The organism is Actinomyces sp. 565 (genome assembly GCF_010365615.1).
Taxonomy (GTDB): Bacteria; Actinomycetota; Actinomycetes; order Actinomycetales; family Actinomycetaceae; genus Actinomyces.
The window spans coordinates 59,541-85,512 of sequence record NZ_PIZD01000003.1; the positions used below are offsets into that span (position 1 = coordinate 59,541).

At 67.2% G+C, this 25,972-nt stretch carries 18 protein-coding genes; 4 read left to right on the forward strand and 14 right to left on the reverse strand.

Going from position 1 to position 25,972, the window contains the following annotated elements:
* Positions 1–22 precede the first annotated feature (22 nt).
* The 6 genes from GZ997_RS00735 to GZ997_RS00760 all read right to left on the reverse strand — a co-directional run bounded on the left by GZ997_RS00735 (position 23) and on the right by GZ997_RS00760 (position 7,182).
* Positions 23–1,690 (reverse strand): C39 family peptidase, encoded by a 1,668-nt coding sequence (locus tag GZ997_RS00735; protein WP_162678464.1) that lies wholly within the window; start codon positions 1,688–1,690, stop codon positions 23–25.
* Between the two features lie 209 nt (positions 1,691–1,899).
* Complete coding sequence (locus tag GZ997_RS00740) at positions 1,900–3,960, reverse strand: glycoside hydrolase family 99-like domain-containing protein (RefSeq protein ID WP_162678465.1); 2,061 nt, start codon at positions 3,958–3,960, stop codon at positions 1,900–1,902.
* 9 nt (positions 3,961–3,969) lie between these two features.
* Positions 3,970–4,758, reverse strand: a complete 789-nt coding sequence (locus tag GZ997_RS00745; RefSeq protein ID WP_308807164.1) for a rhamnan synthesis F family protein — start codon at positions 4,756–4,758, stop codon at positions 3,970–3,972.
* Between the two features lie 35 nt (positions 4,759–4,793).
* A complete protein-coding gene (locus tag GZ997_RS00750) occupies positions 4,794–5,063 on the reverse strand; it encodes a coiled-coil domain-containing protein 22 (protein WP_237564120.1) in 270 nt (89 codons plus the stop codon).
* On the reverse strand, positions 5,053–6,345 hold the full coding sequence (locus GZ997_RS00755; protein WP_162678467.1) for an ABC transporter ATP-binding protein: 1,293 nt from the start codon (positions 6,343–6,345) through the stop codon (positions 5,053–5,055). Before GZ997_RS00755 ends, GZ997_RS00750 begins: the two co-directional genes overlap by 11 nt.
* Before the next feature lie 6 nt (positions 6,346–6,351).
* On the reverse strand, positions 6,352–7,182 hold the full coding sequence (locus GZ997_RS00760) for an ABC transporter permease (RefSeq protein ID WP_162678468.1): 831 nt from the start codon (positions 7,180–7,182) through the stop codon (positions 6,352–6,354).
* A 225-nt stretch (positions 7,183–7,407) separates the two neighbouring features.
* Between GZ997_RS00760 and GZ997_RS00765 the strand changes: the two genes are divergently transcribed.
* Positions 7,408–8,313 carry a glycosyltransferase family 2 protein gene (locus GZ997_RS00765; protein ID WP_162678469.1) on the forward strand — a complete coding sequence of 302 codons (906 nt, stop codon included), beginning with the start codon at positions 7,408–7,410 and terminating at the stop codon, positions 8,311–8,313.
* A 5-nt stretch (positions 8,314–8,318) separates the two neighbouring features.
* Here the strand turns inward: GZ997_RS00765 and GZ997_RS00770 are convergent, their stop codons facing one another.
* The 5 genes from GZ997_RS00770 to GZ997_RS00790 all read right to left on the reverse strand — a co-directional run bounded on the left by GZ997_RS00770 (position 8,319) and on the right by GZ997_RS00790 (position 15,340).
* A complete protein-coding gene (locus GZ997_RS00770) occupies positions 8,319–9,812 on the reverse strand; it encodes a phospholipid carrier-dependent glycosyltransferase (RefSeq protein ID WP_162678470.1) in 1,494 nt (497 codons plus the stop codon).
* 48 nt (positions 9,813–9,860) lie between these two features.
* Entirely contained in the window at positions 9,861–10,814 is a 954-nt protein-coding gene (locus GZ997_RS00775) for a lysylphosphatidylglycerol synthase domain-containing protein (protein WP_203233844.1), read from the reverse strand.
* Positions 10,811–11,974: a glycosyltransferase family 4 protein gene (locus tag GZ997_RS00780; RefSeq protein WP_161924582.1), complete on the reverse strand. Its 1,164-nt coding sequence runs from the start codon at positions 11,972–11,974 to the stop codon at positions 10,811–10,813. Before GZ997_RS00780 ends, GZ997_RS00775 begins: the two co-directional genes overlap by 4 nt.
* A gap of 3 nt (positions 11,975–11,977) precedes the next feature.
* On the reverse strand, positions 11,978–13,006 hold the full coding sequence (locus GZ997_RS00785) for a glycosyltransferase family 2 protein (protein WP_161924583.1): 1,029 nt from the start codon (positions 13,004–13,006) through the stop codon (positions 11,978–11,980).
* Positions 13,007–13,120: 114 nt separating this feature from the next.
* A complete protein-coding gene (locus tag GZ997_RS00790; RefSeq protein ID WP_162678471.1) occupies positions 13,121–15,340 on the reverse strand; it encodes an N-acetylmuramoyl-L-alanine amidase in 2,220 nt (739 codons plus the stop codon).
* 359 nt (positions 15,341–15,699) lie between these two features.
* Between GZ997_RS00790 and rfbB the strand changes: the two genes are divergently transcribed.
* Positions 15,700–16,695 (forward strand): dTDP-glucose 4,6-dehydratase, encoded by a 996-nt coding sequence (rfbB, locus tag GZ997_RS00795; protein WP_161924586.1) that lies wholly within the window; start codon positions 15,700–15,702, stop codon positions 16,693–16,695.
* Positions 16,696–16,747: 52 nt separating this feature from the next.
* Here the strand turns inward: rfbB and GZ997_RS00800 are convergent, their stop codons facing one another.
* The 3 genes from GZ997_RS00800 to GZ997_RS00810 form a co-directional block, all read right to left on the reverse strand.
* Entirely contained in the window at positions 16,748–18,820 is a 2,073-nt protein-coding gene (locus GZ997_RS00800; RefSeq protein WP_203233845.1) for a DUF6541 family protein, read from the reverse strand.
* A 26-nt stretch (positions 18,821–18,846) separates the two neighbouring features.
* Entirely contained in the window at positions 18,847–20,808 is a 1,962-nt protein-coding gene (locus GZ997_RS00805) for a DUF6541 family protein (RefSeq protein WP_162678472.1), read from the reverse strand.
* 137 nt (positions 20,809–20,945) lie between these two features.
* Positions 20,946–22,241: a nucleotide sugar dehydrogenase gene (locus tag GZ997_RS00810; RefSeq protein ID WP_162678473.1), complete on the reverse strand. Its 1,296-nt coding sequence runs from the start codon at positions 22,239–22,241 to the stop codon at positions 20,946–20,948.
* A 102-nt stretch (positions 22,242–22,343) separates the two neighbouring features.
* On the opposite strand from GZ997_RS00810, the gene GZ997_RS00815 reads away from it, so the two are divergent.
* On the forward strand, positions 22,344–23,501 hold the full coding sequence (locus GZ997_RS00815; protein WP_162678474.1) for a glycosyltransferase: 1,158 nt from the start codon (positions 22,344–22,346) through the stop codon (positions 23,499–23,501).
* Positions 23,502–23,515: 14 nt separating this feature from the next.
* Positions 23,516–24,580 carry a UDP-N-acetylglucosamine 2-epimerase (non-hydrolyzing) gene (gene wecB, locus GZ997_RS00820; protein WP_162678475.1) on the forward strand — a complete coding sequence of 355 codons (1,065 nt, stop codon included), beginning with the start codon at positions 23,516–23,518 and terminating at the stop codon, positions 24,578–24,580.
* Positions 24,581–25,972 lie beyond the last annotated feature (1,392 nt).

Here is a 25,972-nt window from a genome sequence, read left to right on the forward strand (position 1 = left end):
TTATGCTGACCTGCCTTAAGTCTCAGGGAGTGAAGATTCCGATGTGCTGGCGGCCGTCGTTGACGTACTCGTACTGGAGGAAGTTACGGGTGAACGTTGACAGCGACGGATACCAGAACTTCTGCGAGGCGCCGCCCCAGAGCGTGGCGCCGGGGTCCGCGAACTGCACCGCATCGGTCTTGGTGTTGTAGCCGGTTACCACCATGATGTGGGAGAACGTGGAGTTGCTGTGGCCGTTGAAGTGCGGCCCGCCACGGCGCTCCTGCTCGTCAACAGCCACCGGGTACCCCTTGGAGAACGACTGCTTGACCTTGGTCTGCACGACCGCCGGAGTCGGCGTGTGAATAGTGGAGTAGACCGCCTTGCCCAGCCACGCATTCATGCCCTGCTGGAACTTGCGGTCATGGAATGAGGTGTACCCGTAGCGCCGCGTCGCCATCGCGGTGGCAACATTCTCGATGCTCAGTGACGCGCCCGTGGCCTTAGACCTTCCTGCATTCTTGTACCGCAGGATCATGTAGCCGGAGGTCGGCCCGCAGAAGAAGTTGTTCGGCTGCCCCGCCCAGGCAACATCGAAGGTAAATACCGTCTGCGCCGGCTTGACCTCCGGTGGACGGCGCAGGCCGAAGGTGTCCCGGCCATCACCGTTCCAGTCGCCCACCAGCACCAGGTCAGTCGCCCGCCCGTAGGAGACCATCTGATCCGCGTTGCCGCCCGTGAGCGAGTTCTTCACATGGAACACATTGCCGCGCCGCACGGCGAAGGTGTCCTTCTTGTTGCGGTTCCAGTCGCCGGCGTACACCTCGTCACCTGCGCGCCCGTAGGAGAAGACGACGTCCGCGGCACCGCTCTTGATCGTGTTGGACACGTAGTAGTCCTTACCGCGGCGCACGGCCAGGGTGTCCTTGCCGTCCCCGTTCCAGTCACCGACGATCACCTGGTCCGTGGCGCGCCCGTAGGTGATCTGCGTATCGGCGACGCCACCGCGAAGGCAGTTGAGGATGAAGTACTGGTTTCCGCGGCGCACGGCCAGGGTGTCCCTGCCGTCCCCGTTCCAGTCACCGACGATCACCTGGTCCGTGGCGCGCCCGAATATGATGACGACGTCGGCGGCGCCACCGGCGAGCCGGTTGGAGAAGAAATAGTAATTACCGCGCCGTACGGCCAGGGTGTCCTTGCCGTCGCCATTCCAGTCGCCGGTTAGCGCCATGTCATTATTGCGCCCGTATGTGAAGACCGTGGTCGCCTTCGACGTGAACGTGTTGGCAAAGTAATAGGTGCTGCCAAGGTTCTTCTCGGTGCCGCGAGCGTTTGCGGCACCGGCGGCCACACCGCTGGGCAGGGGGCAGGCGGCCCCCGAGGTACCCGCCTGCTTCAGCGCTCCTGCATCCGCATCGTCCTTGGCCGCGGCGGCCGGGTCAAGCGGCACAAGACCGTCGGTGCTTGAGGCGGTGGGTGCGGCGGAGGGCTGTGCTGGTGACTCATCCCCGCCGCCAGGGTCCGTGGCGGCTTGGGACGGCGTCGGGGCACTGCCCGCCTCGGTTGGCGGTGCCGTTGCGGTTGCGGTCGCGGAGGGCGTCGGTGTCGCCTCCGCAGTGGGGTCGGCGACCGCCATTGGTGATACCAGAGCGAGTGAGGCGAGAAGGGACAGCGCGACGGTGCGCGGAGTCCATGGTGCATGACGCCGCATGGGTGAGGAATCCTGTCTGGGAGGAACGGGGAATATCTCCGCCAGGCTACCGCACAGCTTTCACACAGCGTGCTTCATTGTCGCATCAACGATAACAACACGGATGCACGCACGCCCCGCACCAGGTATCGCCGCTAGGCGCACGCGTGGAAGCACGCGGCCTGCACCGCGGGCCACGTAACCGGAGGGGCCTCAGCCCATGCCGGCGCTCAGCACCAGACCGCGTCCCTTAGGGCCAGCAGGAAGGTTCTTCCGAAACGGGTGGTCGGTTCCAGCACGGCGCTCTCCGCCCACTCGTTCCATGCGTTGATGAACACCACGCGGTGCTCCGGCTCCCGGGACATCACCGAGTCGATCAGGCCTGCCACCCAACGGCGGAAGGTGTAGGGGTTCGAGCCGTACCAGGTGTCCGCCGTCCACTGGCGGCGCGCGGTGTTGTCGAATGCGACCATGGCCCCCGGGTACTCGCTGTCATCCAGCGTGCCGGACATCGCCAGGGAGGCCTTGACGGTCTCCTGGTAGCTCATGAAGTTCCCGCGCCAGCGCGAGTCGAGGCCGACCTCTGTGGCCGGGCCCGCCACCCAGGGCAGGTTGTGCGGGGGGAACTGGAGCGTGCCGTCGATGCCCGTGTCGGCACCCAGCGCCTGGATGCCGTCGAACTCCTCGGCTACCGCGACGGCGAGCACGTACAGCTCGCCGACGCCCGCCTCGCGTGCCTTCTCGCGCCAGGTCGCGACCACCTCCGGGAAGTTCTTCATCTGTGCCGGGCGGTAGACCGCCAGGACGGCCTTGCCGTCTATGCGCATGTAGCGCGGGTCGAGGAGGAACTCCATGACGTCGTCGATGAAGGCCTCGGCCGGGACCTTCGTGTAGTCCTGGCCGACCAGGATGTCCGCGGCCCTGCCGTCCCAGCGACGGGTCCAGTTCTCGTTGGCCCACATGATGCAGTAGGGCTGATCGAGATCGGAGGCGTGCAGCCGCTCGATCGGGACGTTCAGCAGTCTCTCGCCGGAGAACCAGTAGTAGTAGTACATGAAGCCGGCGATGCCGTGCTCGCGCGCCAGCACGGCCTGCTTGCGCCGGACCTCGTCATTGGCGAGGTCGTAGAAACCGAGCTCGGTTGGCAGCTTCGGCTGGTAGTGCCCCCGGTATCCCGGGATCGCGGCAGTCACATTCGACCACTCGGTGAATCCCTGCCCCCACCAGCGGTTGTTCTGCGGCGAGTCATGGAACTGCGGCAGGTAGAAGGGGATCACCTGGGCCCGGGCGTAGCGGTCCGCTCCCCGTTCGAAGCGCGTATAGGCATCAGCGGCGCCCGCCTCCTGCCTGCCGAGTTCGGCCACCTCGGCCATTCGCAGGCCCGCCTCCTCGGTCAGGATGCCCAGGAGACGCTCGACGGCGTGCGCCGTGGTGGCGTCGACCTGCCCGTTCTCCTCGTCGAAGTCTGCGTGCTGCAGGTTCAGGGCGCGCAGCCCCTGCAGTGCGAAGCCGCGGATCCAGTACATGGAACCGGATGCGAAGCGCAGCGTGTCCGGATCATCAAGCGACATCTCCAGTCGGCGCAGCAGCTGCTCGACGATGTGCTGGTCCCCGCCCCAGAACTCGGGGCCGACCACGCAGTCGTCGGCGGTGACCAGACCTAGGGAGGAGTCCGAGGCGAACGCGTTGAGAATCTCCTTCACCCGCTGGTCGGAGCCAAGCAGGTCGCCCAGCAGCTGGTCCTTCCACCCGGCGCCGTCGCCGGCGAGCTCCGCGTGCTGCTCGCGCCAGGGGCTTCGCTTCGTGTGCACCTTCAGCACAATGTCGTAGGGGTCGAGCAGGCCGGCGTTGACCAGCTGCACGGTTGGGAAGATGTCCCGCCCGTGGTTGGCGACCTCTACGACGCTGGTGTGACCTAGGCGCGGCAGCTGCTCCCGAGGAACGGTCAGCTCCTGGCCGGAGGCATTGGTTACGAACAGGTCGAAGTCGACCGGTATCGCCCGTAGGCGGTCGAACAGCTCGTCCATGAGCTCGGGGTAGAAGCAGTGGATCACCACGGCGATCCGGGCCGGATCGTCGTTGCGCAAGGAGTCGTCCACGCGCCAGTGGTCCGGGAAGCCTGAGTTCTGGCGCCCGCCCAGGCGGGAGACGTACTCGTTGAAGTCGGCGCAGTGCTTGCTCTGATAGCCGTGGATGCTGCCGCTGACGACCAGGTTCGCGACCGCGTTGCGCCCCCTGGCGGCGAAGTAGCTGGCTCGGCGCACGAGCCCGGTCTTGGTGACTTTAGTCATCACAGGTCCTTACCAGTCGTTGACGTCGGTGCCGAACCGGCGTCGGATGTACTGAGCCGCCTCGGCCGCCTCGGCCTGGGTGGACGGGTGGGTCATGATGGTGCGCTTGAGGAACGGCACGCCGGACTCGATCAGGTTCTTCCAGCCGTCGACGGTGGGGTTTCCATAGGGCACCCCGAGTTCCGGACCGGTCACCCACACCTCGCTGGAGTAGCACTCTGAGAAGGCCGTGCGCGAGACGCCGATCTCGTATGACAAGACCACCTCGTCCTTGCCCGGCTCCACTCTCACCGAGTTGAAGAAGTCGCGCCAGGGCCGGTCTGCCAGGATCCCGCCGCGGTAGGCGAGGAAGTAGCTCTGAACGTGGTAGGCGAACTGGTATGAGGCGGTCAGGCCGCGAATGTCGGGGCCGGGTGCCGCAGCCCATTCGAGCAGGTGCTCAATCGGTCCGAAGGGGCCCAGCAGTGAGTCATTGGTCAGCAGGACGGTGCCCGCCTCGCGCAGCTCGGGGAAGCATCCCAGCGCGGTCGCCCAGGAGCCGAAGTCGTAGCCGAGGTTGGGGCGCCGTATGACCATCGTGTCGGTGGGGACGCCCGCGGGGAACTCCAGCGGCGCGGTGGTCTCGCAGGTGGAGATGACCACGGTTGCGTATCCGGCGGCGTCGAGCCGCTGCAGGTACTCAGACAGTGACCTGGGCTGGACTGGCCCCGCGGAGAACTGGGCCACCAGCGCCACCCGGTCGGAGCCGACGACGGCGTGGGGGTCGCCCCGCTCGATGTGGACGCGTCCTTGCGACACCTCCGAGACCAGCGGTCCCCGCCGCCCTGGCACCCTCATCTGAGGACCCCCCGCAGCACCGTCTTGAGGGCGCGCACGGGAGCCGTCATCTGCCAGGAGGAGGAGTGCCGCATCACGTTGATCTGTTCCCATGCGCCCGCGACCGTGCGGTTGGCTCGGCGCAGCTCCTTCTCCAGCTCCTCATTGCGCAAGGACAGCTCGGAGATTTCGTGGCGCATCTTGCGCAGGGTCGCCCGTAGCTGACGAATCTCCTCGTCACGCGCGGACGCATCACCCATCGACTGGTCGTCCTTCTCAGATGCCATTTTCATGATCCTTCTCCGGCTCCGGGTGCCCGGGCCGCCTGCTCCACCGGCCCGGCGCAAGCGTAACGAGTCCGGGCTCATCCATCATTCGGTCCGCGCGGATAATCATCTCCGTACGTCGATCAGACAGGTCGTAGATCTGCCCGTCCCTGACAAAGCAGGTTGTCAGCCACAGGCGTCCCGGCTGGAACACCACCTGATCGATGCTGTAATCGATATATGAATCGCCTCGGCGCAGCGTGTAGAGCGTGCCGGCGGCGCGCGAGTTCGGGCCCGCTACGGTTACCCCGCCATCCGTGGCGAAGCCCAGCCCCAGCTCCACGTCATGCAAGTCCTTCTTGGCGCGCACGTGCACGCGCAGCGTCAGCGGCTTCCCGTAGGTGATGAAGGGAACCTCCGCCCCGTTCTCATCAAGGAAGTCCACGCCGGTCATGCGGCAGTCCCCGTTTCCCTGGTTCTGCTTGTACGGCTCGTCCTCGGGGAACTCTTCCTCACCCTGCTCTGCGGAGCGCTTGCGCGCCTCTCGCTCGTTGACTGCCGTCAGGTACGAGGAGACCACCTCATCGGCGTTGCCTATCATCTGCACTTTGCCGTGGTCCAGCCAGGCAACCTCGTCACACATCTCGGTTGCGAGCGAGAGCGAGTGCGTCACGAGCACGATGGTGGTGCCGCGGTCGCGCAGTTGCCGCATCAGGTCGAAGCACTTCCGCTGGAACTCCTCGTCACCAACCGCGATGATCTCATCCACGATCAGGATCTCCGGCTTGATCGCTACCGCCGTCGCGAATCCCAGCCGCACCGTCATGCCGGAGGAGTAGACCTTCACGGGCTCGTCGATGAAGTCGCCGATGTCCGCGAAGTCGATGATCCAGTCCAGGGACTCGTCTATCTGCTTCCGGCTGCGCCCCAGGATCGCGCCGTTGAGGTATATGTTCTCGCGGCCGGTCAGCTCCCCGTGGAAGCCCGCCCCAACCTCCAGCAGCGCATCAACCTTGCTGGCCACCATGATCTCGCCGCGGGTGGGCCGGTAGACGCCCGCGAGGATCTTGAGCATGGTGGACTTCCCCGAGCCGTTGTGGCCAACCAGCCCGAAGGTGGTGCCGCGCCGCACCTTGAAGCTGACGTCATTGAGCGCGCGAAACACGTGCGTGTCCTTGGAGCGCCCCCGGACAAAGCGTTCCTTCAGGGAGTCGCGCCGGTCTGCGTGGAGCGTGAAGTGCTTGGAGACATTGCGCACCTCGATGGCGTAGTCATCGTCCGCGCTGGAGACTGGAGTGGTCATCGGCACTCAGATCCTTTCTCCCAGATCGGCTCCCCACCTGCGTGATACCCACACCGCCGCGACCAGGGCCAGCGCTGCCCAGGCGGCGCACGCCAGCCAGCTGGCCGCCGCTCCGGGCTGCAAGGAGTAGACCAGTGAGCGGAACAGGCTGATGAACTGCGCCATGGGCATGCCCTGGATTAGGTCATGGGCTGGAAGCCCCCATACCGTCTGCGGGACAATATCGGGATTGTAGATGATCGGGGTGGCATAGAACATCAGCTGCAGGAAGACCCCCACCAGGTGGGCGAGATCGCGAACATAGATGTTCCATACGGACAGGATCACGCTGACGGCACCGGTGAACACAGTGAGTAGCAGCAGGAAGGGCACCAGCAGCAGCCAGGTCCATGACACATTCGTCAGACACGCCAGGACCACGAGCAGCAGACCAACCTCAATCCCCGACTGCACCCCTACGGCCAGGCAAGAGCCGAGGACAGCGGAGTAGGCCGGGAAATAAACCTTCTGCAGCAGTCCCCCCGACCCCAGAAGGCCGTTTATGCCCGCGTTGATGGAGTTCTGGAAGAATCCCCAAATGGTCAGGCCGGCGAACAGCCAAACCGCAAAGATCCCGATGCCCTCGTGCCGAGAGGCAATAGTTGCGGGGACCATCTTGAACAGCCCACCGAAGATGAGCGTATAGATCCCCAGCGAGGCCAGGGGGACAACCAGGGACCACAGCCAGCCCAGTGCGGTCCCCTTGAACTTCGACTTGAGGTCACGCTGCCCGAATGCCTGGATGAGGTCCCACTCCTGCCAGAAGGACCTCCTGGACCTCACGTTCGTCTTGCTCATGCAGTCCTCACTTGCCTCGGGGTGCACGCCGGAGCGCGGAGTAGTCCGCAACGGGGACTCGCCTACTCGTGTCCGCGCCGGACGGACCAGGCCACCATACCCGCTCAGTCCCAGGCACATACGGGACCGGTGGGTGATGTCTCCCGCACGTTCCGGTTCGCGCTGACGCCCCGCCGGGTAACCTGTGCGCAGCCGTCTGCGGGCGGGCTGCAAGGGAGGTCGTCAATGCCGGTGGTAGTAGCAGTAGTCGTGACCTTCAATCCGGATCACGACATCGCCGGGCTCCTCGGGGCATTGGCCGCGCAGTGCGACCAGGTACTGATCGTTGACAATGGCAGTTCCGCCGAGCGGCTTTCCCGCATACAGGGCGCGGCGGCCGCCGTGGGCGCGGAACTGCTGCCGCTGGGTCACAACCGGGGGATCGCGGCGGCCCAGAACGCGGGTATCGCACGTGCACGCGAGCTGGGTGCCTCCCACGTGCTGCTGTCCGACCACGACTCCCTGCCGGCGCCGGGGATGGTGCGGCGGCTGCTGTCCGCATTCGACGCCGCCGAGCGTGTCGCTGCGGTCGGTCCCCTGCCGGAGGAGGACCGTGAGGGCGGCGATCAGCTCGTCTACGTGTGCCGTCGCTGGAAGCCGGGACGCGCCACCCCGGCGGAGCTGCGCGCCGACCGCCTCGAAGTCGCCTTCCTCATCGCCTCCGGATGCCTGGTGAGCATGGAGGCGCTCAGCGAGGTCGGAGCCATGGACGAGTCATTGTTCATTGACCACGTTGACCTGGAGTGGGGCCTGCGCGCCCGCCGGGCGGGGTACCGGCTGCTGGTTGTTCCCGCGGCCCGGTTGCACCATTCGCTTGGCGACGACGTCGTTATGCTGCCGGGCCGGTCGCAGCCGGTACACGTCCACGGGCCGGTTCGCAACTACTACCTGGCCCGCAACACCATTTTGCTGGTCCGCAGGCACGCGCTCATGCCCTGGCGGTGGCGCGTGCGCTACGTCTACTGGCTGGCCAAGTACGCGGCTTTCAACGCCCTGCTGCCCGATCGGGGCAAGGAGCGCAGACGCATGCTGCGCCGTGGCATACGCGACGGCCTGCGGCGCCGTTCCGGGGCACTTGCAGCCCAGGACTGAGCCGGCTAGGCAACCCTGCCGATTCCCATGACATCTGCCACCACCAGCACCACTACGACGGCGCACACGCCCCAGACGACGGCCTGTCCGCGTCGCCCCAGGGGCTTTAGCAGCAGCCCGAGCACCAGAGCCGTGAGCGGGATCATCGTGACTCCGTAACGCGCCGAGACGGTGGGGAAGTAGACCTCCTCACGCACCCACGCCTGAATCTGGACTATTAGCACCACCAGCACCGGACCCACCGCCGCGATGCCGGCGAGCAGCCGCTCCCTCCCGCGCAACGCGATGAGTCCGCAGAACGGCACCACGGTCAGTGCCAGGCCGGCCAGGCTGGTCAGCAACTGGCCGTGGTACGTCATTACCGGGGACCCCTCCCAGGATCCCGCCGTATACCCGAATACGTCGGTGAGCGTCGGCAGCCACTCGTCCAACGGGCTTCCCACGTATTCGGTGTTGTTCTGCCCGAGGACCAGGTTCCTCCAACCGCTCGGCGTGTGGGCGGTGACGTATCGTCCCCACACCAGCGTCACCAACCCCGCCCCGGAGGCGCCTGCGGCCACTGTGAGCAGCGGCTGCCACCAACGGCCGCTTCCGCGCACCAGCCGCACCACAGCGATGACGCCGAGTACTCCGAGCACGATCACCAGGCTGGCCAGGGCAATCGTCTTGACCAGGCCCGCGCAGGCGCCGGTGACCAGGGCGAGTAGCGCCGCCGACCTGCCCGACAGCTCGCGCGTGAGCACTATCGCGGACAGCACCCCGAACACCAGGAAGGGCGCGTCGGTGGACACGGTCGTGGCCATCATGAGGGTGAAGGGATTAGCGAGCAGTAGCAGGGCCACCGCAGCGGCAAGCCCGCGCGGAAGGGACCACATGCGCATCAGGGCGTATACCATCCCCAGGCCCACCGCGATGAAGACCGCGCAGGACAGGCGCATGAGCGTCACCGGGTCCAGGGAGCTCACCGCCATGCCCATGCGGGTCATCACGGCCACCACGGCGAACAGGCCCGGAGGCTGCCAGGCGTTGTAGTTCTCCAGTATCACCTTGAACTGCGAGCGGTCGGTCACGCCGCACTCGGGCAGTTTGTTATAGACACTGGCCTGCTTCCGGCAGGACCACTCCTCAAGCGTGAAGGAGGTGTAGGTGTCACCACGGTGCGGGAGCTCGCCGTGCATGATGCGCCACACGTAATCGATGTGCGTGGCCTCGTCGATGGGGCTGATCTCATCAACACGCCAGATCTGCAGCGCGGCGATGGCGAATGCGAATGCGGCAATCGCCGCGGCAACACCCACATCGGGCCACCGCCTACGCCAAACCGCCCCTGCGCGGGAGCCTCCGCCACCGCCCGCAGCCCGCCTGCCGCGCCGCGAGGCCGCGCTCAGCCCGGCAACATCAGTGGCGGCGTCAGTCGCGGCGTTGGCAGCGCTGCCAGCGGCAGTTCGGGTCATGCCCACCTGACCGAATGTGCTGGCGATGCTGGACGCGGTCACCATGCTGCTCCTCCTCATCTATCGGCAATCCGCCCGGTCGGCCCCAGCGGCTCACTCGGGCTGTGCCTGCTCCCGCCGACGGCCCTGCCGGGCGGCCACGATTCCCGCCCCGCCCATGGCCAAGTCCGCGATCGTAAGCACCACGCGGGACAGCAAGACCACGGCCACCACGCCGCCGGTACTCAGCGACCCCGCCAGGACGAGTCCGAGCACACCCTCGCGCACGCCCGCGCCCGCAGGAACGAAGACGATCAGGAAGCCTACCGTCCAGGCCATGGCGTACCCGCCGACGCACAGCGCCAGCGTGGCCGCCGAAGCCTCCATCCCGATGCCGACGGCCAGCAGCCACACCTGCACGCCCGCTACCGCCCAGGCCAGTAGCGTCCACGCCGTGCAGGCGCCGATCCCGGACCAGCTCACCGGGTGCTCCAGCGGCGGCCGCCCGGTGAGTCGGAACACGAGCCGCAGCAGCCGGTTGAGCACCGGCGGCGCCAGCATGGTGACGAATACCGGCAGTGTCCAAGTCACCCAGCCGTAGCTGTCGCGCAGCCGCTCCGAGGCGAATGGCATCGTCGCCACCGCCAGCGCGGCGCCGGTGACAATCGAGACGATTACCGTTACCGCCATGACTGATACCGAGCGGCGGCGGGGGATGTCATGGTCCGCGCCGAGCTCTGCCGCGGCAAGGATGTTCCACACCCCGCCGGGCATGTACTTGCCCAGCTGGGAGACGAAGAAGACGCGGAAGGCCGCGCTGGGCGGCAGGGTTGTGCCCATGTCTGCCAGCAGCACCCGCCAGGCCAGCATGGTCAGCAGCACGTAGACCACACCGGCCAGCAGTGAGCCCAGCAGGGCCAGCGGACTCATTCCGGCCATGGCGGCCACGATGTCATCCCACTGGGAGACGACCGCGTACACAGCCAGCGCCACCACCAGTATGAGGAAGCCGATACGCACCGGGGTGGAGCGCAGCGCCCCCGTGATCCCGCCCAGGAGCGTGCTCACCGGCGCGCCTCTTCCCGGCGCCTGCGCTCCAGGGCGTCCACCAGCGGGGCCACGGCCTGTTCGGGGACGAATGCCGCCGCGGCCGCTGCGGCCCGCGCACGTGCGTCGCGCAGGGCCGCCGGGTCGGTTGCCAGATGCTGCAGGGCGTCCGCCAGCGCACGGGAATCACCCGGCGGCACGAAGACGGCGCCGTCACCGAGCACTCGCCGCTGCGGGGCGGTGTCGGAGGTGACGACGGCGCAGCCGGCCGCAAGCCCCTGGTAGACCTTGTTCGGTACGACGTCGAGCGCCTTGTCGGTGGTGCCGACGATGCCGAGGCACACGTCGTGCTCGGCCACTACGCGGGGCAGCTCGGCGGAGTCCACCCAGTCGCGCCACTGAACCGCCTGCGCGGCCGGGGAGCCGGCCAGAATCTGCTCGCATTCGGCGCGTTCCTGCCCCGCTCCGATCAGCAGGGCGCGTACCGGGGCGCCGCGCTCGGCGAGCAGGCGCAGAGCCTGGGCAATAACGGGGGCTCCCTGAAGCGGGGTGAACAGCCCGAAGAAGACCACGGTGAGCGGACGTTCCGCGTCTCGTGCACCGTCGTCGTCGGCGCGCGCGGCAGCCGCGGCCTCCCCGGCCCCGTACCAGGACCTGGGGGCCCCGACCGGCACAATCACTCCGCGGTCGGCGATGGAGCCATCAAGCTTGGCGGCGTGCTCGCCGGTGTCCAGGACCACCACGTCGGCGCAGTGCGTAGCCATCCGGTCCAGGACGGACAGAAGCCTCGCCTTGGCACCGTCCTCGCCACGGTCGCGGGCGGTGCCGGAGGCGAAGATCAGGTGGTCCAGGATGATCGTTGTGCGCGGGTAGAGCAGGCGGGCCAGCAGCACGTCGAAATGGCCCATGTAGCCCACGAGCAGGGCGTCCGGCTTGCGGGAGCCGCGGAAGCGACGGCTGCCGGCCGCCAGGCGGGACCAGCGCGAGGCCAGCCGCCCGCCGAGGACGGGCAGGCGCCACGGCTGCTTGAGCATCGCGACCCGATCTGCGGTGCTCAGACCCAACGGCTCATCCAGCTCCCGGACCACATTGCCGGGGGTGCGCCGCAGTCCCTCCAGCAGCACCTCCACACGCGGGTGCGCCGCGGTGTCGTAGGTGCCGAAGCCAAGAATCCTGCGCATGCCTCAGTCTTCCCGGCTGTAGGCGGGATCGGCCCCGGAGGGGCGGCCGGAGACCAGGGCGGCACGGATACCGGGGATCTGCGTGTGGTCCACCCGCCCGTACTCGATGTTCTTCACCCGCTCCAGGGTCTCCTCGATCAGCACCCGGTTGGTGCGCTGCAAATCGGCGATCACCAGCAGAGCCACGCTCAGCAGGGCCGCTACCAGCATGGTGGTGCCGAAGACCAGGGACTGGATATGGCCGCCGGCGGTGCCCATGCACCACAGGATGAAGAAGCGGATGAACGGAATCGCCCCGATAACCGCGAACAGTGCGGCCAGCCAGCCCAGCACCACGTGCGGCTTGAACATCAGGTAGGAGCGGGTGATGGCCCCACCGGACTTGGCCATGTGCTGGAAGATGTTGTTGAACAGGCGCGACTCACGCGTCTTGGGGTTGGTGGTGATGGGCACCGAGGCGATGCGCAGCCGCTTGTTGCCTGCCTGGATGATCGTCTCCATGCAGTAGGAGAACTGGGTGATGACGTTGAGCTTGAGCAGGGCGTTCTTGGAGTAGGCGCGGAAGCCGGAGGCGGCGTCAGGCAGGCGGGTGCCGGCCGCGTAGTTGACCACCTGGGAGCCGAAGTGCTGCATGCGCTTCTTGAACCAGGAGAAGTGCGCGATCCTAGCGGTCTGCCGATCGGCAATAGCGATGTCCGCCTCGCCGCGCACCACCGGGGCCACCAGCTCTCCGATGTACTCCTGCTTGTACTGGTTGTCGCCGTCGGTGTTGACCACGATGTCGGCGCCGTGCGCCAGGGCGTAGTCAACGCCGTCGCGGAAGGAGCGGGCCAGGCCCATGTTGCGGGCGTGGCGCACGAAGTGCTTGACCCCGTGCTCCCGAGCAACTTCCACGGTGCGGTCGGTGGAGCCGTCGTCGATCACGAGGATCTCGACCTGATCGACTCCCTCGATCTGGCGGGGGATCGTGTCCAGGACCATGCCCAGCGTCCCCTCCTCGTTGAGGCAGGGGACCTGCACGAACAGTTTCATCAGCTTCCTTCTCGGATGGGCGCACCACCCCCGGGGCGCGAGGCGGCAATGGCTGGAGCTAGCCTACAAGCCGTTGCGGACGCCCCGCCCGCCGGGAGTGGTCCTCCCCGCTGTTCAGCGCACCACTCCCAAGGTGTCCCTGCCGTCGCCGTTCCAGTCGCCGACGATGGCCTGGTCCCCGCTGCGGCCGTAGGTCTGCACGGTATCCGCGACGCCGCTGGACAGGGAGTTACGTACGTAGTAGCTGGCGCCGCGGCGCACGGCGAGGGTGTCCCTGCCGTCCCCGTTCCAGTCGCCCGCATACACCGCATCGGTGGCCCTGCCGTAGATGACGACGCGATCCGCCTTACCGCCGGCCAGGGAGTTCTTGATGTGGAACTCGGCGCCGCGGCGCACGGCGAGGGTGTCCCTGCCGTCCCCGTTCCAGTCGCCGACGACGACCTCGTCCGCGGCGGTGCCGTAGGTCACCACCTTGTCCGCTCCCCCGCCGTACATGGAGTTCTTGAAGTAGTAGGTATTGCCGCGGCGTACCGCCAGCGTGTCGGTGCCGTTGCCGTCCCAGTCCCCGACGAGTACCTGGTCGGTGCCCCTGCCGTAGGTGAAGGTGCGCAGGCTGGCGCCCGAGGTATTGGTGTTGCGGAAGCCGTAGGCGGCGCCGTTGCGCACGCCCGTGGTGTCCACGCCGTCGCCGTTCCAGTCGCCCGCCATAACACTTGTGGCCGGCGTGGTGTAAGTGAACACGATGTTGGCACCGGCCGACCAGGAGTCATTGAGGTAGACCTGGTGGGTGCGGGCGCTGTTGCCCGCCGTTGCCGATCCTGTGGGCGATCCCGTGGGCGAGGTCTGGGCGCTCGTGCCCTTGACCTGGTTCTGTGCGGTCGAGCGGATCTGCCCGAGCTTGGAGTAGCCGACGTCACCGGGGCAGGTGGTGTAGCCGACGTCGCGGTGCCCGGAGATAACCGGCAGGGAGATGGTCTGCCCGGCGGAGTACTTCTCCGTGGACTTGAAGGTGAAGGATGCGGAGCCGGCGGCATTCGTGACCCCGGCCCGCTTCAGGAACCAGCCGGCCATCTTGCCGACGTTGGTGAGCTGGGTGGCTCCAGGGGAGACGCTGGTGTACGTGCCCATCATGGAGATGCCCATGGTGCCGGTGTTGGCGCCGTAGGCGTGGGCACCCACCACCATCTTACCGGCGGCGGCCCCCGTGGAGCCGTAGCGGCCCTCGAAGACCTGCCCGTACTTGTCCACCAGGAAGTTGTAGCCGATGTCGCCCCAGCCCAGGGTGACGGCGTGGTAGTAGTAGATGCCGTTCACAATCGAGGCGGACTGGCTCGCGGTGTAGTTGTTCGTCCCCGCGGTGTGGTGGACGATCACGTGCTTGGCGGCGGCGTATGTGGGAGACCAGCTCATATAGGCGGAGTTGGCGCCCCACTCCGAGCGAGTTGTCACCGCGACGGGCAGGCCGCCCGCAGTGGTGGCGGTCTCCAGGGCCGCCTGCAGGTCCGGGCCGAGCGAGGTTCCGCCGGCCGCGCCGGAGCCACCCGTCGCGGAGTCCGAGCTCTCCGGGTCGGACTCCTCCGCATCGGTGGCGGGAGCGCCCGTGGGCTGCGCCGTGGCGTCGGCGGTGGGCGCGCCGAGTCCGCCCGCCGGCTCCTCCTCGGGATCCTCAGGGGTGGCCACTGCGGTGGGCTCAGCGTCGGCCGCGCTCAGTTCCGCCGGGTCAAGCACCTCCTCGCCTGCGGGCCGCCCGGGGATGAGCGCGAGCTGGAGTCCGGCGGGAAGGGCCTGCGCGTCACCGACCACGCTGGCCTGGACGGCGTCGGCGCCGCCGGTGATGAACTCCTCGGTTCCGGCCACGCCCGCGGCGTCGTCGCGGCCGGCGCCGGAGGCCTCGTTCAGGTACCAGTCGGACCAGACCCCGCCCTCGCGTACGCGCAGGTAGACGCTCAGTCCCGCGGGCAGCTCGTCGGCGCCGGTCCAGGTAAAGCCGGCTACCAGGAAGTCATCCACCTCCAGGGGCTCGGTAAGTAGTAGGGCGTCCGCCTCCGGATCCACGCCACCCGCTGTCCCCACTGTGGCCGCCCTGGCTACGGCGGCCAGCCGCGGCGCGATTCCCGGGTTGACGCCGGTGCCGCCGCTGGTGCCGGCCGATGCCGTGTCCAGCAGGCCGGCCTCGGCCACCTCGGTCGCCTCGCCTGCGGAGGTGGTCAGCTCGAGCAGCTGCACGGGGGCGGCCTGCGTAGCGGTTTCGGCGACCGCAGGGGTCGCGGGTATGAGCCCGGCCGCCAGCAGAGGTAACACCGCTGTCAGTCCGAGGAGTCGTGGGGCTCTCATGGGGATCCTTTCAGCGCCGCATGCGATACCTGTGAATCACATGTGCACCTTGAGGCGCATGTGATTCATGTGAACCATGGGGCACGATACCGATTGCGCGCCCCAAGTCGACCCCTTTGTGCCGCACGACATAATGACAAGCCGGGAATTACTGCTGTGTATTTCCGGGACTTCCCGTGCATTCATGCCGCTCCGCTGTTTAATCCACTGGGATTGCAGAACCGTCTCGGCAAGGCGGCCGGCCCGCGCCCATCGTCGGCGGCTCCCCCGCCCGCCGGGGCGTAGCGGCGCCCGTCGCCGCGACTATGGCATGATTGCGAGCGTTCTAACGCCTTCTAGCAGCGCACTGGGAGCACTCCATGCACGTCCTCATCACCGGCGGCGCCGGCTTCATCGGCGCCAACTTCGTTCACCAGACCCTCGTGCGTCGCCCTGACGCCAAGGTGACAGTGCTGGACAAGCTCACCTACGCGGGCAACCGGGGGTCCCTGGCGGACCTGGGCGACCGGATCGAGCTGGTGGTTGGTGACATCGCCGACGCAGACACGGTGGACCCGCTGGTGGCCGACGCCGACGTGGTGGTCCACTTCGCCGCCGAGTCCCACAACGACAACTCGCTGCGCGACCCCTCCCCCTTCATCCGCACCAACCTGGTGGGCACCTTCACGCTGCTGGAGGCGGTGCGCCGTCACGGGGTGCGCTTCCACCACGTGTCCACCGACGAGGTCTACGGCGACCTCGAGTTGGACGACCCGGCAAAGTTCACTCCCGACACCCCCTACAACCCCTCCTCCCCCTACTCCTCCTCCAAGGCCGGGTCCGACCTGCTAGTGCGCGCCTGGGTGCGTTCCTTCGGGGTGGAGGCCACTATCTCCAACTGCTCGAACAACTACGGCCCCTACCAGCACATCGAGAAGTTCATCCCCCGGCAGATCACCAACCTGATCGACGGCGTGCGTCCGAAGCTCTACGGCGCGGGTGAGAACGTGCGCGACTGGATCCACGTGCTGGATCACAACGACGCCGTTTGGGACATCATTGACAAGGGCCGCATCGGGGAGACCTACCTGATCGGCGCGAACGGGGAGAAGAACAACAAGGAGGTCGTCGAGCTCATCCTGGAGCTGATGGGCCACGACCCCAGCGACTACGAGCACGTGGCGGACCGCCCCGGCCACGACATGCGCTACGCGATCGACAACTCCAAGCTCGTGCAGGAGCTCGGCTGGTCACCGCGGTACACGGACTTCCGCTCCGGCCTGCAGGCCACCATCGACTGGTACCGGGACAATGAGGCCTGGTGGCGCCCGCTGAAGGCGGAGGTTGAGGCCAAGTACGCCGCTCAGGGGCAGTGACCGCGCCTGCGAGCGTCCCGCGGGCGGGTTGGCCGGTCTTGGGGGCTCACTCTCACTCGGCGTCGCAGGCGGTAATGCGCCACAGCGTCGCGCTGCCTTGTGAGTCCACTTCCTCCAGCGCGCTGCGCGGCACCCGAGCCAGCGCCTCTCCCCACAGGGGCTTACGCACACCCCCGGTAAGTCCATCAGGCTCGGCGTCGTCGCTGTAGTAGTACTCGACGCCGTACCGGTTCAGGATCTCGCATACGCGCGGGTCGGTCTCAATCTGGTCGGCGTTCTCCCCGAGCCACCGCAGTTCCGCGGTCGAGGGCCGCGGGCGGGAGGGGTAGAGCACCTTCGTCCCGGTGACGCTCCACAGGTATGCGCTGCCGTTGGAGGGATCCCCCAGGACGACGGCGTCGTCGGGGAGGGCGCCGCCGATGCGACGAATGAAGTCGAGCTCACCGGCGGAGAGCATGGCGCCGTAGGAGATGCGCTCCGGGTCGTGAATCGCCTCAAGCAGTTCTGCGCGCAGACCCCAGCGCCAGCCCGGGGCAGCAAGTAGGGAGATGACCAGCAGCGTCGCCGGGACGTGCTGCCGCATCAGCGTAAGCCCGCGCCCAACCGCGCTGGCAGGTGCGCCTTTCGCCGCGCCCCAGCGCCGCTGCGCCTGCTGAATGCCGAAGGCCGCGAGCACCAGTACTCCCAGCGTCAGCAGGGGCATGATCCGGGCCCGCTGGGTATACCAGGGGCCGGCGAGGGCGCGCAGCGGCCATGCGGGGCCGGAGGCGAGCAGCAGTAACAGCAGAGAGATTCCCGTTCCCACTGCCCAGGCGCGCACGCTCGTGTCCCGGCGCCACGCCGCGGCTCCCCATACCGCTAGGGCGAAGACGAGGGCGTTGCCCGGTATCCAGGGCGTGAAGGTGGCCAGGAGGGGGTGGTCGGTGACTACGGCGAACAGGGTCTCCCAGATGTTCCCGGCTGCACGGGGGTAGTTGAACACTGCGGCAAGAGGTCGGCGCATGGTCCACGCCCCACCGGCCAGGAGGAGCAGTAGCAGCGCCCCCGAGGCGGCGATGGCCACCCGCGCGCCCACTCCCCTGCGCCATACGCTCCGCCATGCCGGGACTCCGGCCGCCACAACCACGGGCAGGCCGAGCACCGCCAGGTTGAACACGGCCGCACCGTGGGCGATCAGTACACCGAGGCAGGCCCCCAGGGCCAGTATCCAGGCGGCGGTACGCTCCCTCGCACCCACCTTGCCCGACCGCACTGCGCGTACAAGCAGCGCCAGCGCGCCGGGGAGCATCACCACTGACATGCCGTAGGGCCACACGCTGGTGAGCAGCAGAAGCGGCGACACCACGGAGCCTGACAGGGCGGTGCCGACCGCGAGGACCGAGCCGGCTCCGGGAAGGACTTCGCGCAGTAGCGCCGCCACGCCCAGCGGCCACACCAGCGCGGCGAGGACCACCACTAGCAGGTTCGCCCCGGTGATGACGTTGCCAGGCAGCAGTGCGGCAACCGCGTGCCATCCGGTCGGGTAGTACACCGCAGTGCCGCCATACATCGGTGCCAGTCCGCCTAGAAATGACGCCGTCCCGGTCTCCCGCACGTAGGCGGTCGCGGAAAGGTGGAATACGGCGTCCGAGGCCTGGGCGGGGTTGTCCCAGGATCCCGTGCCCAGGGCCGTCGGGATGGCGGTGAGGCCTCCCGCCAGGGTGATGGCGGCTAGCAGCAGCAGCCGCTCGCGCCGCGGCAGGCGGTCCCGGTCCAGGGTGTCCGTCCCCCTGGTATCCCGGCTCGTGATAGTGACGGGCAGCGGCAGGCGTCTGAGCGCCAGGCCGACGGCACAGGCGGACGCGAGCAGCAGCATCGGCCAGCCGGTCAGCAAGGCAGCGGGCTCCCAGCGCTGCCCCGTGCGCTGGGCGAGCAGCGTCGCCGTCCCCAGTACGCCGAGAGTCAGCGACGGTGCGCTTCCGACTGCGGTTACGCCTCTCGCGCCCCAGCTGCGCGCCAATAGCCAGCCCGGTACCAGTAGCAATGCCGCCGCGGCTGCCGCAGTCACGGGTGCCGACGCGCTCGAGACTGCGACCGCGGCGGGCACGGGCACGACCGCTGTAGGCGCGGATGGCAGTAGGTTCATACTCATCCCGGTTGCTGCTGGCAGCCTCAGTCGCAGGCGGTTAGCCGATACAGGTGCGCCGTGTCCAGTACCGCCACGAGCTCGAACCCGGAGGTCAGGTCTACCTCATCGTATCCGGGGAAGCGCATCCACCGCTCCAGATCGGAGATGTCCGAGTCCTCGTAGTAGTACGGCGTACCGCCGATCCGGCGGACGATTTCACACACCCGCGGATTGGTGTCGATCTCATCAAAGTGCTTGGCGATGAACTTCTCATCGGGGGTGCCGGCCGGACTCCACGAGCGGTGCACGCTGGTCGCCGGGGTCAGGACGGGGATTAGGCCCGCGCCGGACTGCGGAAAGCCGTAGACGACGGCGTCGTCAGGCAGCTGCGCACCAACGGCTTCCATGCGTAGCGCCTCGGCATCGGTCACCCACGGCGGGTGAATCAGGTAGATGTAGCCCCGGGTCGTCAGCTGGCGGAAGACACCGGTGTTGGGCGCGCACACTCCCAGGAGCAGGGCCAGGGCCACGGCCCCCGCAACCGGTCCGGCGATCCGGCGTGCCAGTGCTGACCGCTGCGGCCGACGCAGCAGTCCGTGCAGCCACAGCACGACTGCCTCTAGGCCGAGCGCGCCGAAGAACGCCAAGGGGATCACCTCCAGCGCGAGGAATCGGGGGTAGTCCCGCCACCATCCTCCGACCAGGGCCCACCATGGTCCTTCCGGAAGCCCGGTGATCCACACGCACAGCACCGCAGCCGCCAGAGCCGCCGTCGGCACCTGCCCCACCCTACGGCGGAACAGTATTAGGCCGATAAACCCCATGACGGCCAAGGGCAGGTACGCCGCCGGGGCGAGTGGCACTGGGGAGACTTTCGCCACCACGTCGTTGAGCAGCACGGGCGCGAGGAATCGCGACCATAAGGGGATCTGTCCGCGGTCGAAGGAGCCCATGGCCTGCAGCGTGGGGATTCGCGTCATCAGTATCAGAGGCAGGCAGGCGACCAGGGCCAGAACGAAGACCGCGGCCAGGCGCAGGGGCCCGCGCGAGATGCTGCGCGCGCGTGGGGCGAGCCGCATGAAGCCCAGTAGGCAGCCGACCTCCACCGCCCATTGGCCGGCCCCGGGGCTGGCAAGACCGATCCCGAGCACCATTACCGCCACGAGCAGTAGCGCACGCCAGTCCAGGCGCCTGCGCCAGAGCAGCACAACCGCGGCCAGGGCCGAGGGAACCAGCGCAATCGCGAATGCCCCGGAGGCCTGCGCGCTGAAGGTCAGCATGAGGCCGGGGAACCAGGGGGCGGCCAACGCGAGCCACGGCGCCGCAATCCGCGCGATGGTACCTCTGCTGGCGGTCGCCGTGAGCATGCCCATGCCCGTGGGGAAGAGAACGGCGAACAGTGCCACGGCCATGGCATTGAACACGAAGGGCGTGCTGGCAAAGGGTGCCAGGAATACTGAGAACGCGTGCCAGGCGGTGGGGTAGTTCCCACCCGTCACGGGTATGGCGGCGGTGAGCATGGAGGCGTCACCGCTGCGTTCGATCTCCGCGATGAGGTTCAGCTGCACCATTGCGTCGGTGTTCTGCAGCAGGGCGTCCGGCCTTCCAACCGCCCTGGCGAAGAGCGCCACCTGCGCTCCCCCCGCGGTGACCGCGCCGACAACCGACGCGGCCAGCGCGCGTGACCGACCTGCTTGGCCGGTAAAGGCCTCAGCCTCCAGCTGACCCGCTTCTGTGGTTCCCCGCCGTCGGCGCAGGGCCGCCGCCAGGGCGCCGGCACCACAGATCGCGGCGAGCAGTGCTACAGCGGTCCGCGCGTCCCACGTGATTCCGAGCCGGGACATGACCACTGTGGCCACGCCCACGATTGCGACCGTTACGGCGGGGCCGGCGGCGATTGCCAGCGGCCGCTGAGTTCCCGCTCCCGCCAGCAGGGTCGCGCCGGGAACTGCCACCAGCAGGCTTACAACTGCCGCTGCGAGCACCAAGGCTACCCAGCCCACCATGGGTACTCCTCCTCGTGTGGGAGAGCTCGTGCCGATGGGCCCGGGTGCGGGCCCGCCGGACCGGAATTCTGAAAGACCGCCGTAGGGCTCAATGAACCACGCCGTCCGCGCCTATGCCGGGCGGCGCATGATGCGGGTTACTTGCCCCCGCCGATGGTCAGGCGGGGGGTGCCCGCCCACAGGGCTGGATCGGTGGCGCGGCGCCCATCCAGCAGCAGCCGCACGCCGGGCAGGTCCGCGGGGGCGAGGGTGGCGTACTCGGGGTGGTCGGCCTGCACGATGGCGACGTCGACGGCGTCGCCGAGGTGGTAGGCGTCCCAGCCGAATCCGGCCAGCTCGGCGTCGGTGTACATGGGGTCGTGCACCAGCACTTGCGCGCCCTTGGCGCGCAGCGCCTCGACCGTGGGGAACACGCCGGAGAAGGCGGTCTCCTTGACTTTGCCGCGGTAGGAGGCGCCCAGCACCACCACGCGCAGGCCCTTCAGGTCACCCAGCAATTCCTCGGCGCGGTCAACCACGTACTGCGGCATGGTCGCGTTGAAGGACCGGGCGGTGCGCACGATCGAGGCATCCGGGTCGGTGGACAGGTACAGGCGCGGGTAGACGGGGATGCAGTGGCCGCCCACGGCGATGCCGGGACGGTGGATGTGGGAGTAGGGCTGGGAGTTGCAGGCGTCGATGACGCGCTGGATGTCGAAGCCGGCCTTGTCCGCGTAGACGGCGAACTGGTTGGCCAGGCCGATGTTGACGTCCCGGTAGGTGGTCTCGGCCAGCTTGGCCATCTCGGCGGCCTCGGCGGTGCCCATATCCCACACGCCGTTGGGGTGGGGCAGGTCGTCACGCTCGTCAAAGTCGAGTACCTGCTCGTAGAAGCGAATACCGGCCTCGGTGCCGGCCTCGTTCAGGCCGCCGACCAGCTTGGGGTAGCGGCGCAGATCGGCGAAGACCCGCCCGGTCAGCACACGCTCGGGGCTGAACACCAGGTGGAAGTCCTCGCCCTCCTTCAGCCCACTGATCTCCTCGATCAGCGGCTTCCAGCGCCCGCGGGTGGTGCCCACCGGCAGGGTGGTCTCGTAGGAGACCAGGGTGCCGGGCGTCAGGTGCTCGGCCAGGGAGCGGGTTGCCGCATCCATCCACTCGAAGTCGGGCTCCCAGGTCTCGTCGTTGACGAACAGGGGCACCACCAGGACAACGGCGTCGGCGCCGGGAATGGCCTCGGCGTAGTCGGTGGTGGCACGCAGGGCGCCGGCGGGCACCAGCTGGGCCAACCGGTCGGCGAGCTCGGCCTCACCGGGGAAGGGCTCCCGGGCGGCGTTAACGGCCTCGACAGTGACGGGATTCACGTCCACGCCGATGACCTCGTGCCCCTTTCCGGCGTACTGGACCGCCAGGGGCAGACCGATCTTTCCCAGGGCGACGACGGCGATGCGCATGCGGGTTCCTTCCTCAATCGACCTTTCGGTCCGACCATCGTAAGTCATCCCAGTCACGCGTATCGACCGGCAAGCGTGAGACGCCTGCCCTAAGATGCCTTTGTGAGCCAACGCCCCGCTATCCTCGTGATCTCCTTCTCTCCAATCGCCCGTGACGCCCGCGTCCTGCGCGAGATCAGCGCGCTTGCCGAGGTCGGCGAGGTCACTAGTGTGGGGTACGGCCCCACGCCACCCCACGTGGTCAATCACTTGCAGATACCGGACTCCGCACCGTCCCTGCCGCAGACTCCCGCCGGAGTGCTGAAGCTGGCCACTCGCCGCCTGCGCTCCGCCGAGACTGCCGCACCCGCGGCACGGGCTGCTATACGCCTGGTGGGCAATAGCCGCTTCGACATGGTCGTCGCCAATGACGCGCGCGCGATCCCCACGGCCTTCGCTGTAGCCCATGGCGCTCCAGTGTGGGCGGACATGCACGAGTGGGCACCCGAGGAGCGCACCCACGTGACCAGCTGGCGCCTGCTTGTGGCTCCCCTGATGGACCACATCTGCCGGACGTATCTCCCGCGCTGTGCGGCCGTGACGACCGTCGGCGGAGAGATCGCGGACCTGTACAACCAGCGCTACGGCGTCGCCCCCAGGCTGGTGCGCAATGCTGCTCGCTACGCAGACCTGTCCCCCTCCCCCGTTCTGACCGAAGGTCCAATTCGCCTCGTGCACTCCGGCGGAGCAATTTACGGCCGCAACATCGAAGCGACTATCGACGCAGTCAAACAACTTGACGAACACTTCACCCTGGATCTATATCTCGTTGCCGGCGGAGACAATGGCGCCTACCTATCCGCGCTCAAAAAACGTGCCGCAGACTGTGAACGCATCGTCTTCCGCAACCCGGTGCCGCCCGAGGAATTGCCCGCCGTTCTGAACGAATATGATGTGGGAGTATTTTGGATCCCACCGTTCAACACGAACGCACGTCTCACTCTCCCCAATAAGATTTTCGACTTCATCCAGGCACGCCTGGCCGTGGCCGTGGGGCCAACGGTTGAGATGGTGCGAGTAGTTAAAACCTACGGCGTCGGGGTCAGTTCCACAACTAACGATGTCTCTGACATCGTCGCCACCCTGCGTGCGCTGACGCCGGAGAAGGTAGCCAGCTACAAGCACGCCTCTGACCGCGCTGCCCATGAGCTGAGCTTCGAGCACGAGAAGCAGACTATCCACGCCATTGTCAGTGAGCTGACAGAGTCCACCGTTAACTAGCCGCAGGAGCCCCCATGCGAGTCATGTCCGTCGTCGGCGCACGCCCACAGTTCGTCAAACTGGCTCCGATCGACCGCACCTTTAAGGAAGCCGGAATCGAGCACGTGATCGTGCATACCGGCCAGCACTACGACCCCATGCTCTCCGACGTGTTCTTCTCGGACCTGGGCATCTCCGCACCGAACCACCATCTGGGGGTCGGTTCGGGTACGCATGGGCGCCAGACCGGCGCAATGCTGGCCGCCCTGGATGGAGTACTGGAGGGAGATCGCCCAGACTGGATGCTTGTCTACGGCGACACCAACTCGACCCTGGCCGCGGCGCTTGCCGCAGTCAAGATGCACATTCCGGTCGCGCACCTGGAGGCGGGCCTGCGCTCCTTCAACCGACGCATGCCGGAGGAGATCAACCGCGTGCTCACCGATCACGCCGCCGATCTCCTACTCGCACCAACCCAGGTGGGTATGGATCACCTTGCCGAGGAGGGGCTAGCGTCCCGCTCCGTGTTGGTTGGCGACGTCATGACCGACGTTCTCTACAGGGTGCGTGACGAGGTCGCCGCGCAGCCCGGGTGCGCCATCATGGACGAGCTGGGACTGGCTGCGGGAACATACTCCGTGGCAACCATCCACCGTCCGGACAACACTGATGATCCGGCGATTCTCAACACGGTACTCGATTCGCTGGGAGCGGTTGACCACCCTGTAGTGCTGCTCGCCCACCCCAGGCTGGTCGCGAAGTGCCAGGCGGCCGGGATCTCGATCGACCGGGGGTCACTGCGTTCACACCGGCCGCTCGCCTATCCCGACCTCATTGCCTCGGTGATGCACGCGCGTGGCGTCATCACAGACTCCGGCGGCTTGCAGAAGGAGGCGTTCCTACTGCGTGTCCCGACCACCACAGTGCGCCCGCAGACCGAGTGGGTGGAGACGGTGGAATTGGGGTGGAACGTGTTGGTGGAGCCCGGTCCCGACCTGGTAGCCGCAGCGCAGCGCCCGCGGCCCGCGGAAACAAGTGCTGTGCCATACGGCAATGGCCAGGCCGCGAGACAAGTTGCCTTGGCTCTCACCGATGCTTAAAGTACAGCACGATGACCCGCGGCCCCCGCACGCTATTTATGAATAGCGCACGGATAACTCACGTCACATGCATTCTCAACCAAGACTGATTAGTTTTTCCCTTCAGAGGAGCGCGTTAGGTTGAAGACGATCAAGACGGTTACTGTAACTTCGGTGCTGATTGATGGGTTGAGTGTCGCCGTTTGATGGCTTTAAAGCCCATGAGCAGGGCGTTGGCTCTTCCTACGGGGCCCGCAGGCTGACCTAGAACTAGTTGTGGGTCTTCGGGTCGGGGTCGAGCTTGGAGCCCCTAGTGGGCGTATTTAGGCCGATTTCTGCGCCCGCGTACCCCTCGTCGCCCCATGTGGGCATCCCGTATGCGACGCAAGGGCACAGCGCTGGCAGCGCATTGGTCATGGCGAGAGTGATAGGGGCGGTGGAGCCCAGACCGACAGGAAAACCGCAAATGCCCCGCACCAGGAACCCAATGGACCTATCAGCGCTTGCACGTTCCCGCCACAGGCCCTGTACTTGGCGGCGCACCACAGGCGGTAGCCGGTATCCGAGTCAAAGTCGGCAACCCAGTAGGTTCACACCAGGGTCCCGTCCTTTGGCACACGAACGGCACGCCCTTGCCCTTCAGGGTGCGTAGCACGTCCGGCGGCTCAGGAACTACGTCAAGGGATCGCGGCTGGTATCGGTACGCGATAGCGGGCGAGACTCTTACATATCGGTTCACGGCCGCCACGCTTGGAGCCTGGATAAGCATCGCGGCAATGATCTTGATCGTCTGAGTCCGGCGAGTGGCGGCCCTCTGCCAGGACTTGGCGTCGTGACGGCATCCGTGTGCACTGGAAAAGCATGAGACGATGCGAGCGATGGAAGCGTGGACGCCCGTAGGTGCCACCATGGGACAGCCACACGAAGCCCCTTTGCGGAATTGCTTATCACGATTGAGCCACATGCCGCACGTAGGTCCCGCGTGCACCCACACCAACGACACACCCACCTTCCTGCACAACCCCCAGCCCCCGCATCCTTACCCCTGACGAGAAACACTCTATATTCATGAGGCTGCAGGTATCGTGGCAGGAGAGCATAGGGGATGCCCCCTTACCGCGGGTACTTATTGGCCAACAAGCCCGTGAGAACAGTCCATCAGCCGTGGCTGCCGGCACGAAACTCGGCCTCAGACTCCCTTGCGGGGAGTCCCGAGCGGTCGGCCGCCGCGCCCCTCCGCCCCAAGGACCGCAAGCGACCAGACCGAAATAGCTCGGCGTCAATTCAGAAGAGCTCCTAATCGGCCCGAATACACCCCGTACACGGCCAAGACACCCTCCTCGTCCCCAAGCTCACCAGCGCTGAAGGGCACTCAGAACAAAAGGGCCTCATCAGCAGGACTGCACCTAACGA

Excerpts from the sequence above, each read along its gene's own strand:
- GZ997_RS00755 (WP_162678467.1), bottom strand. The coding sequence starts at position 6,345 with ATGACCACTCCAGTCTCCAGCGCGGACGATGACTACGCCATCGAGGTG.
- GZ997_RS00750 (WP_237564120.1), bottom strand. The coding sequence starts at position 5,063 with ATGGCATCTGAGAAGGACGACCAGTCGATGGGTGATGCGTCCGCGCGT.
- GZ997_RS00735 (WP_162678464.1), bottom strand. The coding sequence starts at position 1,690 with ATGCGGCGTCATGCACCATGGACTCCGCGCACCGTCGCGCTGTCCCTT.
- GZ997_RS00740 (WP_162678465.1), bottom strand. The coding sequence starts at position 3,960 with ATGACTAAAGTCACCAAGACCGGGCTCGTGCGCCGAGCCAGCTACTTC.
- GZ997_RS00765 (WP_162678469.1), top strand. The coding sequence starts at position 7,408 with ATGCCGGTGGTAGTAGCAGTAGTCGTGACCTTCAATCCGGATCACGAC.
- GZ997_RS00770 (WP_162678470.1), bottom strand. The coding sequence starts at position 9,812 with ATGGTGACCGCGTCCAGCATCGCCAGCACATTCGGTCAGGTGGGCATG.
- GZ997_RS00760 (WP_162678468.1), bottom strand. The coding sequence starts at position 7,182 with ATGAGCAAGACGAACGTGAGGTCCAGGAGGTCCTTCTGGCAGGAGTGG.
- GZ997_RS00800 (WP_203233845.1), bottom strand. The coding sequence starts at position 18,820 with ATGAACCTACTGCCATCCGCGCCTACAGCGGTCGTGCCCGTGCCCGCC.
- rfbB (WP_161924586.1), top strand. The coding sequence starts at position 15,700 with ATGCACGTCCTCATCACCGGCGGCGCCGGCTTCATCGGCGCCAACTTC.
- GZ997_RS00785 (WP_161924583.1), bottom strand. The coding sequence starts at position 13,006 with ATGAAACTGTTCGTGCAGGTCCCCTGCCTCAACGAGGAGGGGACGCTG.
- GZ997_RS00810 (WP_162678473.1), bottom strand. The coding sequence starts at position 22,241 with ATGCGCATCGCCGTCGTCGCCCTGGGAAAGATCGGTCTGCCCCTGGCG.
- GZ997_RS00780 (WP_161924582.1), bottom strand. The coding sequence starts at position 11,974 with ATGCGCAGGATTCTTGGCTTCGGCACCTACGACACCGCGGCGCACCCG.
- wecB (WP_162678475.1), top strand. The coding sequence starts at position 23,516 with ATGCGAGTCATGTCCGTCGTCGGCGCACGCCCACAGTTCGTCAAACTG.
- GZ997_RS00805 (WP_162678472.1), bottom strand. The coding sequence starts at position 20,808 with ATGGTGGGCTGGGTAGCCTTGGTGCTCGCAGCGGCAGTTGTAAGCCTG.
- GZ997_RS00790 (WP_162678471.1), bottom strand. The coding sequence starts at position 15,340 with ATGAGAGCCCCACGACTCCTCGGACTGACAGCGGTGTTACCTCTGCTG.